The sequence below is a fragment of the Bdellovibrio sp. GT3 genome (assembly GCF_037996765.1).
Classification (GTDB): domain Bacteria; phylum Bdellovibrionota; class Bdellovibrionia; order Bdellovibrionales; family Bdellovibrionaceae; genus Bdellovibrio.
On the sequence record NZ_JBBNAD010000005.1, the window covers coordinates 1,241,418 to 1,258,664 of the forward strand.

Consider the following 17,247-nt stretch of genomic DNA (forward strand, 5'->3'; position numbering starts at 1 on the left):
CATGAGCTTACCTAAACTATCCATCAGCAGACCGATTTTTATTACGTGTGTGACCCTTGCGATCGTGATCGTTGGTTGGGCGGGCTATAAGTCCATGCCAGTTGATTTGTTTCCGGATGTTTCTATTCCGGTTGTGACTGTACAAACAGTTTATGCGGGTGCAGGTCCTTCTGAAATCGAGACACTGGTTTCGCGTCCTCTTGAAGATGAAATCAGTACGATTTCCGGTATTAAACGTATGACTTCCAAATCCATGGAAGGTGTTTCTCAAGTTATCGTCGAGTTTAACTCGGACGTTGACGTCAAATACGCGGAACAACAGATCCGTGATAAAGTTAATATTGCTCAGCCGAAGCTACCAGATGAAGTCGATGATTCTGTCATCAAGAAATTCGACCCGTCTGATACACCAATTATGATGCTGGCCCTGGTTGCCAAAGGTGATATTGGTTCGGCGGAACTTTACGATATTGCTGATGACGTTATTTCGCCGCGCTTTGAGCAGGTGAATAACGTGGGCGCCATCGATATCCTGGGTGGTCGCAAAAGAGAAATTCATGTCCTTTTGGATCGCAATAAACTAAAAAACCGTGAGATGTCTGTTTCTCAAGTGGCGGCACAAGTGGGCGCCATGGGGGAAAACATTCCATCGGGTAAAGTAAACCAAGGTGGCATGGAGCTGACGTTCCGTGGTCTTGGTGAATTCCGTAACACGCAGGATGTCGCTGATACTCTGGTGAATTTGTACGGAAATGAAGTGCCGACTCGTGTTTCTGATTTGGGCACAGTTGCTGACACCCTGGAAGACGAAAAGTCCCGCGCGTTTGTGAATGGCGAAAAAGCGATCTTCCTGCAAGTTTATCGTCAGTCCGGTTCCAATACAGTAAAAGTTGCGGATGACATTATTAAGCAAATGAATGCGATGGGTCCGGAGCTTGAAAAGCTTCCTGGTAAGCTAGAATTAAGAATGGTCACCAATGCGTCCCAAAAGATTAAAGACAATCTTTACGACGTAAATGAAACCATCATCATTGCGATTCTTTTGACGGTACTGACGGTATTCTTCTTCCTGGGAAGCCCGCGTACGACATTGATCACTGCAGTTTCTTTACCGGTTTCCTTGATCGGTTCCTTCATGTTGATGAAGCTTGCCGGTTTCTCTTTGAATATCGTATCGATGCTCGCGTTGACACTGGCCGTGGGGCTTCTGGTCGATGACGCCATCGTTGTCGTTGAAAATATTTATCGTCGTATGCAGCTGGGTGAAAACTCGCTGGTGGCAGCGGAAAAAGGGACAGTAGAGATCCAAATGGCCGTTATGGCGATCTCTCTGGTGGTTATCGCCGTGTTCCTTCCGGTGGGTACGATGTCGGGTACCATTGGTCAGTTTCTGAAGCAGTTCGGTTTCACGATCGTGTTTGCGATGATCATCTCCTGGTTCGTTGCCATGACAATCATCCCGATGTTGACCGCATATTTTGCGGGTGAAGCTCACGGTGCTCATGGTGCTGGTCATGATTTCAAACCAACAACAATGTATGATAAAACTTTGGGTCGCATGGTTCGTGGTTTTGACCGCTTCCAGTCCCTTCTTGAAAAGTACTATGAAAAACTTTTGAAGGTGACTCTGCGCCATCCACTTTTGACTATCGGCGCGACATTGCTAATCTTTTTGGGTTCGATTTATACAGCAACCAAAGTTCCGGGCGGATTTATTCCAGATGACGACGCCGGCGAGTTGAGTGTGACGCTTGAAATGACTCCGGGTACAAGTTTGGATGGTATGCAGGTTGTGGCTGATAAAGTGGATACTTTATTGCGTAGCAATCCATCCATCGAGTTTACGACAAAAATCATCGGTAACATTTATGGTGAGGCGAACAAAGCCAGCTTCTATGTGAAAATGAAAAATGAAAAGGGCAGAAAGAAAACGGAACTGTTCCGTGAAGAATTGCGTCACGAATTGGCTCAATTCAAAGATGCCAACCCGGTAGTAAAAAAATACGATGCTACTGGCGGTATGGGTCAGCAGCCGGTGGTTCTGAATATCATGTCGCCAGATCCAAAAGATCTTGAATCAGCGGCAACAAACATGATTGCAGCGATGAAGGCAGATCCAAGATTTAAAGACGTGGATTCCAATTTCCGTCCTGGTAAGCCGGAGCTTCAAGTTCAATTGAAACCAGGTGCTGCTAAAGCTTACGGTATCAATACGACGACGATGGGTGGCGAATTGCGTGCTCAAGTTGAAGGTTTGACGCCAGCGAAATTCCGCGAAAAAGGTCGTGAGTATGAAGTGCGCGTTCGTTTGCGCGATGATCAGCGTGACTTGAAAGAAAACTTCACGAAGGTCTTCGTTCCGAACGTGAATCGCAAGTTGGTTCGTTTGAACGACGTGGCAAATGGAGAGCTTTCATCAGGTCCGGCGTCCATCGATCGTATGAATCGTGCTCGCTATATTCAAGTGACCGCGGCATTGGCTCCGGGTGTGGGTTTGTCCACGGCCATTGCGGATGTGATGAAAATGACTCAAGAGGGTGAGACTAAATTCCCAGCGAGTGTTCGATTGAATCTTGGCGGTGAGGCGGAGAACTCTGCCGACCTTGCGTCTTCTGCGGGAATGGCCCTGTTGTTTGCGGTGCTGTTCATTTACCTGATCCTGGCGTCTTTGTATGAATCATTCATCACGCCAATCACAATCATGGTGGCGTTGCCGTTAGCCTTGAGTGGTGCCTTCGTGGCCTTGTTCCTGGCGAACCAAATGTTGTCCATGTTTGCGATCTTTGGTTTCTTTATGCTCCTCGGGGTCTCGGGTAAGAATGGTATCTTACTGGTCGATACGGCCAATCAGTTGATGGCCGAAGGCAAATCCAGAGCGGATGCCTTGGTTCAAGCTGGTAAGACACGTCTTCGTCCGATCCTGATGACTTCATTCGCTTTGATTGCGGGTGTTATCCCTGTGGCGATCGGCATGAATCCAGCTTCTAGAACTCGTACGGCTATGGGCTTTGCGATTATCGGTGGTATGATTTCATCGACAATTCTAACCCTCATTGTGGTACCGGCTTTATTCACGTATGTGGATCGCTTCAGAGTTTGGGCAAATAAACTTGGCAGCAAATTGACTTCTGCCACTAAAGAAGAATCGATTCATGAGGATGCCAAGGCTGGCGCACCACGCGAAAGCGGAGTAAGCGACTATGCCGTTACATCACCCGAAAAGTAGTGACCAAAAGATAGTTATAATTATTGGTGGAGGTTTCGCGGGCTTAAGTGCCGCGAAATCTCTGGCCAACAAAGAAAAAGTTCATGTTGTCCTGGTTGATCAACGTAATCATCACTTGTTTCAACCGCTGTTGTATCAAGTTGCAACGGCCGGATTAAATCCCTCCGACATCGCAGTTCCCATCCGGGCAGAGTTTTCCAAAGCCGACAACGTTGAAATTCACATGGGACGGGTCGATTCTGTCGATCTGGAAAAGAAATTTGTCGTCTCGAACGAAGTTGAGCTGCACTACGACTACCTAATTGTGGCGACGGGTGCGCAACACAGCTATTTCGGGAATCCCGAGTGGGAAGAGTACGCTCCGGGTTTGAAAACCGTTGAGCAGGCGACAGAGATTCGCCGTCGTATTCTGCAGGCCTTTGAGGATGCGGAAAATGAAATGGATGCGGAGAAGCAAAAGGCATTGCTGAATTTTGTCGTGGTTGGTGCAGGACCGACAGGTGTTGAGCTGGCCGGGGCTATTGCGGATATTGCCAGAACAGTTTTGGTTAAAGATTTTAATCATATTAATCCGGCGAGTGCCCGTGTGTTGCTGGTGGAGGCCGGTCCCAAAATTTTATCTACCTTCAATGATGGTCTTTGCAAGCGCGCGATGCGCGATTTGCAGGAGATGGGTGTTGAAGTGCGCACATCATCGCGCGTTGAGAAGATAGATGAAAACGGAGTGAGAATTGCAGGGGAGTTTATGCCTGCGCGCTCTGTATTTTGGGCGGCAGGAGTGCAGGCTTCGCGAATGAAATTCACACCCGAAGTTGCGAAGGATCGTGCGGGTAGAGTTATTGTTCAACAGGATTTTTCAATTGAAAATTTCCCAGACACATTTGTTATTGGAGATATGGCTCACTTTGAAATTTCTCCTAACAAGTTGCTTCCTGGCTTAGCACCTGCGGCTATGCAAGCTGGCAAATTTGTTGGTAATGTGGTACTACAAAGTATCGAAGGGCAAGTCCGAAGCTCCTTCAAATATTTGGATAAGGGCCAGATGGCCACTATCGGAAAACGCAGAGCAATCGCCGAATATGGCTCCCTCAGAATGAAAGGGGTCATTGCATGGCTGGCATGGTTATTCGTTCACGTACTTTACCTGATCGGATTTAGAAACAGATTGTCTGTAATTACTGAGTGGACTTGGAGTTATGTTTTCTCCAAGCGCGGCTCAAGATTAATTACCTCGCGTGATTGGAAATTGAAAAACTAACGAAAACCTGACAATTGGTTTTTTGTTTAATGATTTTATTTAGAAGAAAATAACGACCCAGAGGAGATTAAAATGGCGAAATTATTTATTCAGGACTTGCCGACAGAACAAGAGATTAAGGCATCCGTTGAAAACCTGCACACAGAAGAGGTGGACACAGGGATTCTTCATGCAAATCTTCTATTGATGAAGGTCGCTAATGAGTTGGACAATCATTTTGAAAATATCCTGTCCAAGTACAGCCTTTCAACAGGGCGTTTTACTTTGTTGTACATGTTGAGAAATGCACCAGAAGGTTTAAGCCCATCAGCATTGGCATCCATGGCGGGTGTGACTCAGGCTACAATTTCCGGCCTTTTGAATAACATGGAGAAAAACGAACTGATCGTTCGCGAAACTCACGCGAAAGACGGACGTTCTTTCGTTATCAAATTGACCGACAAAGGTAACAATACTCTGAAAGAGATCTTTCCACAGTGGTATCCACGCGTGAAAAGTTTTTGGGATCAACAGTTCACTCGTGAGCAAATGCTGAGCTTTAAAGCCACATTGGAAGAGATGATCAAAAAAACAGAGATCCTTGCGACTGAAGGATAGTCCAACCTGGAAGGCCCCTGATAGGAAACAAGGGGCCTTGTTGCAATCTGACAATTTTCTCAACGCCTACATAATTTCAAATAGAATGAAGGTAAGTCTTTAATTCCTATTTGGAGGTGGTTATGGCGTCAGTTCCTTTGCAAGACAGTGAGACCGCGAAGTGCATCAAGGCCTGCATGAATTGCAGTAAAGCCTGCATGGAAGCTATTCATTACCTGCTACAGCAAGGTGTATCCGGGAAACAAATTTCCATTCTGCAGATGTGTGTAGAGTCCTGTCAGCTGTCTTCCAAGTTGATGCTGTCTGATCTTGAATTCCATCATCAGGCTTGTGAGCTTTCTTTTGAATTATCCACTGCATCCGCTGCAGTCTGTGCAGCCTATGATGATCCTGCTATGGAGAGATGTGCGGAAGCTTGTCGCCACTGTTCGGAAACGTGCCGTGGTATGGCGGGCATGACCGTTCGAATGCAGGGAACCGCCAAAGATTTGCGCAGCTCCCTACCTTCATCGGCTCGACTATAAAGGAATAAAATCATCTATTACGCCAGCACGAATCAGAGTCTTGAAGAGTCTGTTAACTTCGGCTGGCGATACTATCTGCGAAAACTCCAAGAGCGCATCGGTGATGCTTTTGCCGTCTTGCAGGCTCAAGATGATTTCGGCGTGAATGGGATCGATAGGCTCGGCCACGGCATGTCCATTGAGTTTATAGATCAACAAGCTTTGTGGTTGGCTCCAGTTAATCTCCTCATAAACATATGCAGGCTCCTTGCGACGTTCCCAAAGTTCCAGGACTGAATGCATGCTTTGATGCACGCGCATCGCTTCCACAAAACCTATTTTAAAGTTACTGGATTGCAGTTGCTCCTTCAGGCTTGCGGCGGGCAAGGGGTTTGGTGTTGCCGCGTTTTGGACCTCTTTGATAAGCCATTCAAAGCGCGCCAGGTCCGTCAGAAAAGGAATACCCCTGGTTCGCATTGTTGAACCCAGGTGTTCTGGAAAGCTGACGCCGTAATCAGAAAGCATAAAACTAACTGAAGGTTGTGAGTCGATATAACGGGTGGAAACATCATGAAACAAGTCACGACCCAAAACCCAAGCGACGGTTTCAAAGGTTTTCCCCAACGAGCCGGCAAGCTTGGAGTGGTACATGTCGTGATAGATTTCAAATCCCTGATCCAAAGAGATGTTACCCACAGGACGGAGATCCCGAATGGATTGAGCATCGGCTTGGCCATCTAGGACGTTTCGTTTAAACAAATGCTGGGCTTCGTTGATTGTCATTTGAGCTCTCCAGGATGAATGAAGCTTTGATCACTTCCATTTCCAATTCGTTAAATTCCGGAATATTTTTTATGCGTTCAATTCCAATGGGCAGATGACGAATCAAGGGTGCCATCTGTTTAAATAATTCCCAGACCGGAGTTGAAATTGCCGTGGCTTTCTTGTCGATCCAATGGGATTCGGTTTCAGTCGGCCCGGACAAATGCACCAGCTTAACTTGATTCATAGGAACTTTTTGCAGGAATCTGCCAGGACAGAAACCGTGGTTAAGGGAATTCACAAACAAGGCCGTCAAATCCAAAACCAAACCACATCCAGTGCGTCGGGCCAGCTCGCTGATAAACTCAATTTCCGTCTGATTGCTGTCGGCATAGTTCACGTAGGTCGCGATGTTCTCCAGCGCGATAGGGGTCTTTAAATGACTTTGAACTGTATCGATATTGTTGCAGACCACTTGCAAGGTCTCTTCGTTCCATGGCAGGGGAAGAAGATTGTGCATATTCAGGTCGCTGCTTCCGTTCCAACTTAAGTGATCTGAAATCAGAAACGGCTCGATGTTTTCATTCAGCGTGCGCAAAGCTTTCAGGTAATTCAAATCGGGCCCTTGGGGATTTCCGATATTCAGATGGGACCCATGAAGTGCAACAGGATAGTCGTGGCGCAATTTTTTCAGCACTTCCAACGAGTAGCTCTGAGGGGACAGGTAGTCTTCTGTTGTGCCTTCAAGCCAGGCTACATCCGTGTGCGGCTCGGATTGAAGGTAGGGAAAGTGGGCACTATGTAACATCATGCCCACCTTATAGTTTGAACGGGAATGCATCATTTTGCCTTCCCAGCCAGAATCGCTTCGCCCTGAATATCCACTTCAACTTCATCGCCGACCAGGACTCCACCAGTCTCCATGGCTTTGTTCCAAACAAGACCGAAGTCTTTGCGGCTTAGTTTTGTTTCCAGTTCAAAACCCACGCGGCGTTTGCCCTGTGGATCTGTGACGGCGCCATTATAGTCGACATCGACAGTGACATCCTTGGTGACTCCGTGAATGGTCAGCTTGGCCTGAACTTTTTCTGGTTTTGCACTCTCGTATTCAGTCTTGGTGCTTTTGAATTCGATGGTTGGGAACTTTGCCACATCCAGAAAATCCGGGCTTTTCAGATGCTTGTCGCGATCACTTTGATTGGTATCGATTGAGTTCGCTTGAATTTTTACGACGACGTTGTCCAGTTTTTGGGACTTTTCATCAAAGTCAAAGGAGCCCTCGAATTTATCGAAACGACCTTTTACTTTCGCGATCATCATATGCTGAACTTTGAATGAGATCGTGGTGTGCGCGGGGTCGATGGTAAACTTCTCGGCCCAGGCTGGAGCGGACATTAGAGTTGCCAGAAGAAGGGCAGTGGCGGTTTTCTGAATTTGCATGGGAACCTCGCTTGGTTTGAGTTTCGTAAACATTAATCGTTTAAGAAGAACAAACTCGAGGCAAATTACGTATCGGAAAGACCGCTGACAGCTGTTGAATAACAGTAATCGAGGGAATAAAAAAAGGGAGCCTGAAGCTCCCTTTTTTTATTCTAAATTTTGTTACTTCTTAGAATTTCAAAAGTGCGCCAACATCAAGTTTGCCGTTGGAAGTCACTTTGCCATTCAATGCCGGGATCGGTTTCGCTGAACCCAGGATCGCAGCTTTCACATCCTGCCATGATTTCTCTGGGTGAGCAGACCAGTAAAGAGCTGCTGCGCCTGCAACGTGTGGAGTGGCCATTGAAGTTCCATCCCAAGTTGCTTTGAAACCCATTTTGTCGATCACAACATCTGAGTAGTTGTTGAACACAGTCGTAGAGTAAACAACCACGCCTGGTGCGCCAATATCAACAGAACGGTTACCCCAGTTGGAGAATGAACCCAATTGATCTTTCACGTCGATAGCTGCAACAGAGACGATGATATCGTGTGGGTAGCTCGCTGGATAAGCTGGAGCTGCATCGTTATCATTGTCGTAACCAATACCTTTGTGTCCGTTACCAGCGGCAGCGATAAACAAAACACCTCTGTCTTGCGCGTATTGAACAGCATCACGCAAAGCTTTGTTCTCGGCGCCTGCATTTGGATCTTCACCTTCAGAGCCCCAGGAGTTGCTCATGATTTTCGCACCGTTATCAACTGCGTATTTGATCGCTTTGATTGCGTCAGCAGTTGTGCCGCCGCCTTTTTCAGAGATGAAACGCAAAGACATGATTTTTACATTCGGAGCCACACCAGCAACACCTTTGCCGTTATCGCCACGAGCCGCCACGTTGCCTGCGCAATGTGTGCCGTGACCTGGGTTGCCACCTTTGAAAAGGATGTCCAGGGGTTCCATAGAAAGGTCATAAGGTTTGTTGTCGTTTGAAACGAAATCCCAGCCAACAACGTCATCGATGTAGCCATTGCCATCATCGTCTTTGCCGTTGTTTGGAATTTCTTTTGGATTTCTCCATAGATTTGGCAACAGATCTTCGTGAGTGTAGTCAACACCTGTGTCGATCACAGCCACGACCATCTCAGGATTGCCTTTTGTCACTTTCCAAGCTTCAACCACACCAATGTTGTTCATGCCCCATTGTTTGTTGAAAAGTGGATCTGCGCCCGAAGTTGATTGCGGAGCGTCAGGAACTTCTGGGTTGTCTTTGATCGCCAGGGCCGCAGGTTGTGGGTTGCGACGCAACATTTTAGCCAAAGCGGCACGGCGCAATGGGTCTTGGATTTGATAGCTTTCCAGCAAACGGATTGGATAGTTGGGTTGAACGTACTCAATCGCCGGGTTTTTAACCAAGCTGTTCAGACTCATGGATTTGGGAGCGCGTACGCGAACCAGGTTTTCAGTGATTTTCTCGGTTTTTGCTCCGAAAAGTTCGACGTTGTCATAGCCAGGTGCCAGTTTAATAAGCAAATCCTGGGTTTTGTGCTGGGCTTGTGCGCCCATCGCGAATGCAAGAACGGCTGATGCGGTAAACACGGCCAACTTCTTCATGAAAACTCCTTTCAAAACAATCCTTGTTATGTGATCGAGCAGTTTGGTTTCTCGACTGAATTTGGGTCGAAAGTAGAGTTTGTTGTCTGGCGAGAGGATAATCAATTTCATTTGCGTGTACTCATGATTTTGTTGAGGCGCGTTGAAGATGTGCAGACACGGGTCTACAATGAGTATCTAGTTGTCAGGATTAAGGTTTTTCGTTAGTTACTTAATGATAGCTAATTGAAATTGCAGAGGTGTATTTATGCACAAAGATCAAGTGCAGAGTTCCGCACTCGGAACTCAAGCAGCGGACGATATGTCGCGCGATATTGCGTTCACCACGAAGCTCGATCACATCGTAGCTTGGGGTCGCAAAAATTCGTTGTGGCCAATGCCTTATGGTACTGCTTGTTGCGGTATCGAATTCATGTCGGTGATGGGACCGAAGTATGACCTTGCTCGTTTCGGAGCCGAGGTTGCGCGCTTCTCTCCACGTCAGGCGGATCTTCTTGTTGTCGCAGGTACGATCACAGAAAAGATGGCGCCAGTCATCGTTCGTATCTATCAACAAATGCTTGAGCCGAAGTACGTGATTGCCATGGGCGCATGTGCAAGCTCCGGTGGTTTCTATCGCGCTTACCACGTTCTTCAAGGCGTGGACAAAGTAATCCCTGTTGACGTTTACATCCCAGGTTGCCCTCCGACACCAGAAGCGGTGATGGACGGTATCATGGCTTTGCAAAAAATGATCGGTGATCACACACCTCGTCCTTGGAAGGACAACTGGAAGAGCCCATATGAGCAAGCTTGATTCAATTAAACAAAACCTAGCGGGACGCTTTAACGTAGCGAACTTCAAATTCTCCAACTCTGTTGGTGATGATGTTATTGAAGTGCCTAAGGAAGACATCCCAAATTTGATGATGTATTTGCGTGAGTCCGGCATGTTCGACTTCCTGATGGATGTCTGCGGTGTCGATTACCCTACACGCGAAAAACGTTTCGATGTTGTTTACAATCTTTTCTCTTCAAAAGATAACACGCGTCTTCGCGTAAAAACTCAAGTCGGTGAGGGCGAGTCTGTTGGTACTGCAATTCCAGCTTATCGCGGTGCTGACTGGTTTGAGCGTGAAGCTTATGACATGTTCGGTATCAAATTCGAAGGTCATCCAAATTTGCGTCGTATCCTGACTCACCACCAATTCGTGGGTCATCCACTGCGCAAAGATTACGAAGCGGACCACCAACAAGCTTGTACGGCATCCATGCCAATTCACTTCAATAACGAACCGGGTTCTCCGGGTGACGTATTGAATGACAAATATGTTCCTTTGAACATCGGTCCGGCCCATACAGCAATGCACGGAACTCTTCGTGTGATGGCTGAGATGGACGGGGAGACAATCGTTCGTTGTAACAACGAAATCGGTTACCTTCACCGCTGCTTCGAAAAAATGGCAGAGACTCATCCGTACAATCAGGTGATCCCGTATACAGATCGTTTGAACTACTGTTCTGCTCCGATGAACAACATCGGTTACTGCAAAACTGTAGAGCGTTTGTTGGGCGTGGAAATTCCGCCAAAAGCACAGGCAATGCGTATTATCCTTGCTGAGCTTTCCCGTGTTATCGACCATACGATTGCAATCGGTACTGGCGCGATGGACTTGGGTGCTTTGACTTCCTTCTTCTATATGTTCGGTTTGCGTGAACAAGTTTATACTTTGTTTGAAAAACTGTGCGGTGCCCGTCTGACAGTGTCCATGACTCGTGTTGGTGGTATGGCTCAGGACGCTCCGGAAGGCTGGTTCGACGAAGTTTTGACTCTTTGTAAAGAGCTACGCCGTGGAACTGACGAAATGGCGGGGATGGTTGTTGATAATAAAATCTTCATCCAGCGTACTCGTGGTGTTTGCGCGGTTTCAGCTGCAGACGCAATTCAGTGGGGCTACACAGGCCCGTTGCTTCGTGCCTCTGGTGTGAGCCTGGATTTGCGTAAAGCGACTCCTTATTATGGTTACGATCAATTGGATTTCGACATCCCGGTTGGAACAACTGGCGATATCTATGATCGTTATTTGGTTCGTTTCGAGGAAATGCGCCAGTCCGTTCGTATCATCGAGCAGGTTTGTAAAAACATTCCGGCGGGTGACTACACGATCCGCGATAAAGGTATCGTTCTTCCAGAGAAAAAAGACGTTTACGGAAACATCGAAGGTCTGATGAATCACTTCATGCTTGTGATCAAAGGTCTTCGTCCACCTGTAGGCGAAGTTTATGACGCGACAGAGGCAGCCAACGGTGAGTTGGGCTTCCATCTGGTCAGCGACGGTTCTGCGAATCCATACCGTTTGAAAGTTCGTCCACCATGCTTCGCTATCTATCAGTCTTTCCCGACGGTAGTTAAAGGTGCGATGTTGGCCGATGCAATCGCAACTGTAGCTTCGATGAACTTGATCGCGGGAGAGTTGGACCGATAGGTCCAATTCGGAGGAAACATAAATGTTTAAACTTTCTGAACAAGGCTTGGCTAACGTAAAAAAAGAACTTGCTCGCTACGAGGCGAAAGAGTCTGCGATTATCCCAAGTCTTTATATTGCTCAAAAAGAAAATAGCGGCTTCATCACGCCGGATATTATTCGTCACTTGTCTCAAGTGATGGATATTCCTGAAGCGCGTATCAATGAAGTTTTCAAATTCTATACAATGTTCAACCAAAAACCGGTGGGTAAGTACCACGTTCAGGTTTGTACGAACATTTCCTGCGCTCTTGAAGGTGGACGTGAGATGGCTCACCACATCTGCAAAGAGTTGGGTGTGAAATACAACGAAGTTTCTGCTGACGGCCGCTTCACAGTGTCCAAAGTTGAATGTCTTGGTTCTTGCGGTACAGCTCCGATGATGCAAGTGAACGACACTTATCACGAGAAGCTGACTCCTGAATCAGCGATGAACTTGTTGAGAGGTATGAGATAATGGCTGAGATTAAAGTTCTATCCGAGCACTATCATTTGCCGGAATACCAAACTCTTGCTGGTTATAAAGCTAAAGGCGGTTATGAAACTTTGCCTAAGGCTTTCAAAATGCAACCGCAACAAATCATCGACGAAGTGAAGGCTTCCGGTCTTCGTGGTCGTGGTGGTGCAGGATTCCCAACAGGTATGAAGTGGGGCTTTTTGCCTAAAAATGGCGAACCTCGTTACTTGCTGTGCAACGCCGATGAAGGCGAGCCGGGAACATTCAAAGACCGTATGATGATGGAGCGTGCTCCACATCAATTGATCGAAGGTATGATTATCTCTGCTTTCGCAATCGGTTCTCACAAAGGTTATATCTACGTTCGTGGTGAATACGTTTACCCGATCGACGTTTTGAATAAAGCGATCAAAGAAGCTTACGATGCAGGTCTTCTTGGTAAAAACATCATGGGTTCAGGTTTCGATTTTGACCTTGATGTGTACCGTGGTGCCGGCGCGTATATCTGCGGTGAAGAGACGGGTATGATTTCCTCTTTGGAAGGCTTGAAAGGCCAGCCAAAATTGAAACCTCCATTCCCAGCGGTTCAAGGTTACTTGCGTAAACCGACAATCGTGAACAACGTGGAAACTTTGGCCGCTGTTACTTATATTATTAAGGACGGCGCTCAAGCTTATCGCAAACACGGTACCGAGAAATCTGCAGGAACAAAATTGTTCTCTGTATCCGGTAACGTTGTTAAGCCTGGCAATTACGAAGTACCACTGGGTTACCCTTTGATTGATCTGATCAACAAAGAGTGCGGCGGTATGAAGCCGGGTCGTAAACTGAAAGCGATCATCCCGGGCGGTTCTTCTGCTCCGGTTTTGACAGCTGAAGAGTGCGGAAAAGCAAATCTTGATTACGAATCCCTTGCAGGTCTGGGCACAATGCTTGGTTCCGGCGCGGTGATCGTAATGGACGACTCTCAATGTATGGTTGATATGTTGGGCGTGTTGACTCACTTCTATGCTCACGAATCCTGCGGTCAATGTACTCCATGCCGTGAAGGTACGGGTTGGTTGGATAAGATCCTTCACTCGATCCTTGAAGGCCGTGGCCGTCTTCAGGATATCGACCTGTTGATCAAAGTCGCTGACAACATGAAAGGTAAAACAATCTGCGCTCTTTCAGACGCTGCTGCTTTGCCGGTTCTAAGCTTTGTAACTAAATTTAGAGATGAATTTGAATTCTATGTCCGTGAAGGACGCTCGAAAGTAAAAGGAACGACATATGCCGAAATGCACCATTAATGGCAAAGAAGTCGAAGTAAAAGAAGGCACGTCGATCATCGAAGCGATGCAAGTGTCGGGCGATCGTATCGCTCACTATTGCTGGCATCCGGGATTGAGCGTAGCCGGTGTTTGTCGTCTGTGTGTTGTGGAGATCGAAGGAAATCCACGTGTACAGATCGCATGTAACACCATGGTTACTGAGGGAATGAAGATCAATAACACGTCTGAAAAAGTAAAAGACACTGTTAAGTGGGGTCTGGACTTCCACTTGATCAACCATCCTTTGGATTGTCCTATTTGTGACCAGGCTGGTGAGTGCGGATTGCAAGACCAGTATATGGAGTACGGTAAGTACGATCCTGAAATGGCCGAAGCAAAAGTTAAAAAGCACAAAGTTGTGGATTTGGGACCGACAGTGGTTCTGGATTCTGAACGTTGTATCCTGTGCTCTCGCTGCGTGCGTTTCACTGAGGAAGTTTCCAAAACAAACGAATTGGGTCTGTTCAACCGTGGTGACCGTACTGAAATCGGCACTCACGATGGCATGCCTTTGGATAACAAATACTCTTTGAATACAGTTGATATCTGCCCAGTGGGTGCATTGACTTCCAAAGACTTCCGTTTCCGTCAGCGCGTTTGGTATCTAAAAGATGGCGACAGCGTTTGTAACGGTTGCTCCACAGGTTGTAACATCAAGGTGTACTACAACAAGGAAGGTCTTTTCCGTATCAAGCCAGTTTACAATGAACAAGTAAACGGTCACTGGATGTGCGACAGCGGTCGTAATGCCTATAAGTTCGTAAATCGTGAAGCGCGCCTTTTGAAAGGTATTGCTCGCGGAACTGAAATGGCTCCAGGTGCGGCAGCCAAGAGCGCAAGCGAAGTATTGAAAAGTACTTCAGGCGATGCTGTGGCGTTGGTGTTGACGGCTCAGTACACTGTTGAAGAGTACGAAGCGATCATCAAGACGTTCGTTGAAGAATTTAAAACTAAAAAAGTATTCTTCTGGATCAACAACAAAGAAACTTTCGACAGCTTTGACGGATTGCTATCTCGCGGAGATAAAAATCCAAATACTAAAGGCTTGCTGAAAGTTATGGAAAAATACGGCATCTCTGCAACTTGGACTGACTTGTCTGCAGGTCTTGCTAACGGTTCCATCAAAACTGTGGTTGTAGCCGGTCCGGAAAACCAAGCTGTATTCCCAGAGTACAACGAGAAGTTGAAAGAGCTTTCCAAAGCTCAGAACTTGATCTGGATGCAAGCAGGTAAGAACGAGGCTTTGACGGCTTTGACAGGTAACGTTTGGATCATTCCAATGAAAACGTTCGTGGAAAAAGACGGCACATTCATCAATCACTCTGGTCTTGAACAAAAGATCAAAAAAGTGACGAATGTGGTTTCTGAAGCTTTGACTGTGACTGAAGCGGCGTTGTTGTTGTCTGGTAAAAACCTGGCAATGCCAATGATGGCTCCATTCATGCCAACAAATCAACGTCCTGACCAAGTTGAATTGGAAGCACGTAAAAAGAACGAGTTTGTATTCAGAAGAGGTAGCCTATGAGCGTAATGCAAAATAACTCCGAAAAGTCCAAGTGGTACTTGCCGGGTGTATTAGGTGGCTTGTCTGTGACCATGAAACACATGGTAGGCAATCTTTTGAACCGCAAAAAAATGATGACTTTGAACTACCCGGAGCAAATGAATGATTATTCTCCGCGCTTCAAAGGTAATCACGTTTTGACAGTTAAGAAAGACGGTTCTCTTCGTTGCACAGCTTGTATGTTGTGCGCGACGAACTGTCCTGCTGAATGTATCAAAATCGTTGCGGCTGAACATAACGATCCAGCGGTAGAGAAATTCCCTATTGCTTATGAGATCGATATCCTTCGTTGCGTATTCTGCGGTTTCTGCGAAGAAGCCTGCCCAGTGGACGCGATCCGTTTGGGGCCTGAGTGGCAAACTCCGGCATTGAACGGTGGTCAGTTCATTTACGACATCAACCACTTGGCTTACCGTCCGAATCTTAAGGGTGGTATCCAAACTCACGTTGATGACGAAGAACGCCACAAACAGGGGATCTAAAGATCTCTTGTTGAAAATCCACAATCGAAAATGGAAGTTTGAAGGACTGGGGAAACCCGGTCCTTTTTTTATTTCCGAGTCGCAATTTCTACATCCGTAGCGGGTGTGGATATTACGTGGAAATTAGGTTTGATAGGACGTGGGTTAAGGAATCTTGGTTTTTTACGGTGATGTCAGCGGGAATCCCGGTTTTTTCGTAGAAGCTTCCATCTGTGAGTTCGTTGATTTTCATACACAAGGTGACCTCTAACTGACTGTTCGGAAGTCTTAAGGTGCCTGAGTTTCCGAAGTGAATCATACCATAGGTATTTTCACCCACCAGTACAGTGTTTGGATGTCTTTTCAAGTAAAGGGCTGTCCATTCGCCGCTTGAGGACGTTTCTGAATCAATTAAAACAACTATTTTCCCAGAGTATTTTGGTTGGCTGATTTTTTCCTGCGCAGGGCTACTTTCGAAAATTTCTTTTTCAGGTGGTTTGCCTTTAAGAGCTACGGCCTTATCTTTGAATGAAGCTAGTTCATTTGCCAACGCATCTGGGGGAGTCAAATTCTTCGATGTATAGCCATTCCAAATGATTTTTGAATATGTGTTGGCTTGAAGAGTGTAGGCCTCGGTTGATACGCAAACTATGTCCCTGAGCCAATCAAACTCAAGGGGTTTTCCCAGCAGTAAGGACATCATTTCAATGGACTTGGAATCGTCGCCTCCGAAATTTCCACGAAGATCAAATACGATAGTTGGAAATGAAATTAACCTTTCAATTTCTTCCAGAAATCCATTCCAATGTGCTTCGCTTGATTGAGGAAACCAGGAAATGCCCACAACGGGGATCGTTTGGGAATCGGCTTTGTGATTTTCGATTTTCCAAACCTGACCTTCAGAAATGTTTCTTCCAGTTGAAGGTTTGCGCAGATGTGTTCGGAGTTTCTCTCCAAGTGTTTCAGTGGTCAGTCTGACTTTCAAGTGACCATCGGGAATTTCCCAAAGTACATCGGCCAGAATAGTGCCAAGATCTCTACTGCTTATATTCTGCGATGGTCGCAGGTTTTCAAGTTTGGAAATAATCTGAGACCATTCCCTCGCGGGTATTTTCCAAACAGCAGGATAAGCATTTTCCAAAGCATAGATAAGCACTTTGATATCTTGCAGGACCTCTTCGCCGGAAAGCACACGATCTGAGTTGGCTGATGTTTTTGGGTCTAAAGAAAGATCGTATGACATGTATTTCCTTTTATAATCCCACGGCTTTGAGTCCAAGGGACTTTGCGGGAGCACCAACTTCTCTAGGAAAGCTGTTTCAGAATATCTTCGATACGTTCTTTGACTTCGATTTTATCGTGGGGCTCAAGGCTGAAACGGATGGTTGTCACCCAGGCTCTGCCTTCGTCGGTGTTTTTCTCGGCTTCAGACATGAAGTGAATATGGTCTACGTTCAGATGTATAACTTCGTAGCCGCGTGTGACTTTAACAAACTTCATAAATTCTCCAAAAGGTGCTCTGCATTGTGAGCCCTTCTCTTCGATATTAGGGGTGCTTTGGGTTTACTTCA

16 protein-coding genes are annotated in these 17,247 nt (G+C 46.5%); 10 read left to right on the top strand and 6 right to left on the bottom strand.

The features are described 5' to 3' along the window. Position 1: 1 nt before the first annotated feature. The 4 genes from AAAA73_RS13425 (at position 2) to AAAA73_RS13440 (ending at position 5,605) form a co-directional block, all read left to right on the top strand. Positions 2 to 3,226 (top strand): efflux RND transporter permease subunit, encoded by a 3,225-nt coding sequence (locus AAAA73_RS13425; RefSeq protein ID WP_340598978.1) that lies wholly within the window; start codon positions 2 to 4, stop codon positions 3,224 to 3,226. Then, positions 3,201 to 4,484: an NAD(P)/FAD-dependent oxidoreductase gene (locus tag AAAA73_RS13430; RefSeq protein WP_340598979.1), complete on the top strand. Its 1,284-nt coding sequence runs from the start codon at positions 3,201 to 3,203 to the stop codon at positions 4,482 to 4,484. Before AAAA73_RS13425 ends, AAAA73_RS13430 begins: the two co-directional genes overlap by 26 nt. Before the next feature lie 72 nt (positions 4,485 to 4,556). Further along, the gene (locus AAAA73_RS13435) at positions 4,557 to 5,081 is read left to right on the top strand and encodes a MarR family winged helix-turn-helix transcriptional regulator (RefSeq protein WP_340598980.1); all 525 of its coding nucleotides are present in this window, start codon (positions 4,557 to 4,559) and stop codon (positions 5,079 to 5,081) included. Between the two features lie 122 nt (positions 5,082 to 5,203). Next, positions 5,204 to 5,605: a hypothetical protein gene (locus tag AAAA73_RS13440; protein WP_340598981.1), complete on the top strand. Its 402-nt coding sequence runs from the start codon at positions 5,204 to 5,206 to the stop codon at positions 5,603 to 5,605. On the opposite strand, the gene AAAA73_RS13445 is transcribed toward AAAA73_RS13440, so the two are convergent. The 4 genes from AAAA73_RS13445 to AAAA73_RS13460 all read right to left on the bottom strand — a co-directional run bounded on the left by AAAA73_RS13445 (position 5,600) and on the right by AAAA73_RS13460 (position 9,377). Then, the gene (locus AAAA73_RS13445) at positions 5,600 to 6,367 is read right to left on the bottom strand and encodes a DNA-binding domain-containing protein (RefSeq protein ID WP_340598982.1); all 768 of its coding nucleotides are present in this window, start codon (positions 6,365 to 6,367) and stop codon (positions 5,600 to 5,602) included. The genes AAAA73_RS13440 and AAAA73_RS13445 overlap by 6 nt on opposite strands. Next, positions 6,336 to 7,190, bottom strand: coding sequence for a multinuclear nonheme iron-dependent oxidase (locus tag AAAA73_RS13450; RefSeq protein WP_340598983.1), 855 nt, complete (start codon positions 7,188 to 7,190; stop codon positions 6,336 to 6,338). The genes AAAA73_RS13445 and AAAA73_RS13450 overlap by 32 nt, the downstream gene beginning before the upstream one ends. Beyond that, complete coding sequence (locus tag AAAA73_RS13455) at positions 7,187 to 7,786, bottom strand: YceI family protein (RefSeq protein ID WP_340598984.1); 600 nt, start codon at positions 7,784 to 7,786, stop codon at positions 7,187 to 7,189. Before AAAA73_RS13455 ends, AAAA73_RS13450 begins: the two co-directional genes overlap by 4 nt. Positions 7,787 to 7,955: 169 nt before the next feature. Next, positions 7,956 to 9,377 (bottom strand): S8 family serine peptidase, encoded by a 1,422-nt coding sequence (locus tag AAAA73_RS13460; RefSeq protein ID WP_340598985.1) that lies wholly within the window; start codon positions 9,375 to 9,377, stop codon positions 7,956 to 7,958. A gap of 301 nt (positions 9,378 to 9,678) precedes the next feature. On the opposite strand from AAAA73_RS13460, the gene AAAA73_RS13465 reads away from it, so the two are divergent. The 6 genes from AAAA73_RS13465 to AAAA73_RS13490 are packed head-to-tail and all read left to right on the top strand — an operon-like array spanning position 9,679 to position 15,697. Continuing rightward, the gene (locus AAAA73_RS13465) at positions 9,679 to 10,173 is read left to right on the top strand and encodes an NADH-quinone oxidoreductase subunit B (protein ID WP_340599376.1); all 495 of its coding nucleotides are present in this window, start codon (positions 9,679 to 9,681) and stop codon (positions 10,171 to 10,173) included. Next, a complete protein-coding gene (nuoD, locus tag AAAA73_RS13470; RefSeq protein ID WP_340598986.1) occupies positions 10,160 to 11,842 on the top strand; it encodes an NADH dehydrogenase (quinone) subunit D in 1,683 nt (560 codons plus the stop codon). The genes AAAA73_RS13465 and nuoD overlap by 14 nt, the downstream gene beginning before the upstream one ends. Before the next feature lie 22 nt (positions 11,843 to 11,864). After that, the gene (locus tag AAAA73_RS13475) at positions 11,865 to 12,338 is read left to right on the top strand and encodes an NADH-quinone oxidoreductase subunit NuoE family protein (protein WP_340598987.1); all 474 of its coding nucleotides are present in this window, start codon (positions 11,865 to 11,867) and stop codon (positions 12,336 to 12,338) included. Then, the gene (gene nuoF, locus AAAA73_RS13480) at positions 12,338 to 13,630 is read left to right on the top strand and encodes an NADH-quinone oxidoreductase subunit NuoF (protein WP_340598989.1); all 1,293 of its coding nucleotides are present in this window, start codon (positions 12,338 to 12,340) and stop codon (positions 13,628 to 13,630) included. The genes AAAA73_RS13475 and nuoF overlap by 1 nt, the downstream gene beginning before the upstream one ends. Then, positions 13,611 to 15,176: a 2Fe-2S iron-sulfur cluster-binding protein gene (locus AAAA73_RS13485; RefSeq protein WP_340598990.1), complete on the top strand. Its 1,566-nt coding sequence runs from the start codon at positions 13,611 to 13,613 to the stop codon at positions 15,174 to 15,176. The genes nuoF and AAAA73_RS13485 overlap by 20 nt, the downstream gene beginning before the upstream one ends. Continuing rightward, the gene (locus AAAA73_RS13490; protein ID WP_340598992.1) at positions 15,173 to 15,697 is read left to right on the top strand and encodes a NuoI/complex I 23 kDa subunit family protein; all 525 of its coding nucleotides are present in this window, start codon (positions 15,173 to 15,175) and stop codon (positions 15,695 to 15,697) included. Before AAAA73_RS13485 ends, AAAA73_RS13490 begins: the two co-directional genes overlap by 4 nt. A 112-nt stretch (positions 15,698 to 15,809) precedes the next feature. Here the strand turns inward: AAAA73_RS13490 and AAAA73_RS13495 are convergent, their stop codons facing one another. Together AAAA73_RS13495 and AAAA73_RS13500 are read right to left on the bottom strand one after the other, a co-directional pair. Then, a complete protein-coding gene (locus tag AAAA73_RS13495) occupies positions 15,810 to 16,919 on the bottom strand; it encodes a S41 family peptidase (protein WP_340598993.1) in 1,110 nt (369 codons plus the stop codon). A 62-nt stretch (positions 16,920 to 16,981) separates the two neighbouring features. Next, the gene (locus AAAA73_RS13500) at positions 16,982 to 17,176 is read right to left on the bottom strand and encodes a hypothetical protein (protein WP_340598994.1); all 195 of its coding nucleotides are present in this window, start codon (positions 17,174 to 17,176) and stop codon (positions 16,982 to 16,984) included. Positions 17,177 to 17,247: the final 71 nt, after the last annotated feature.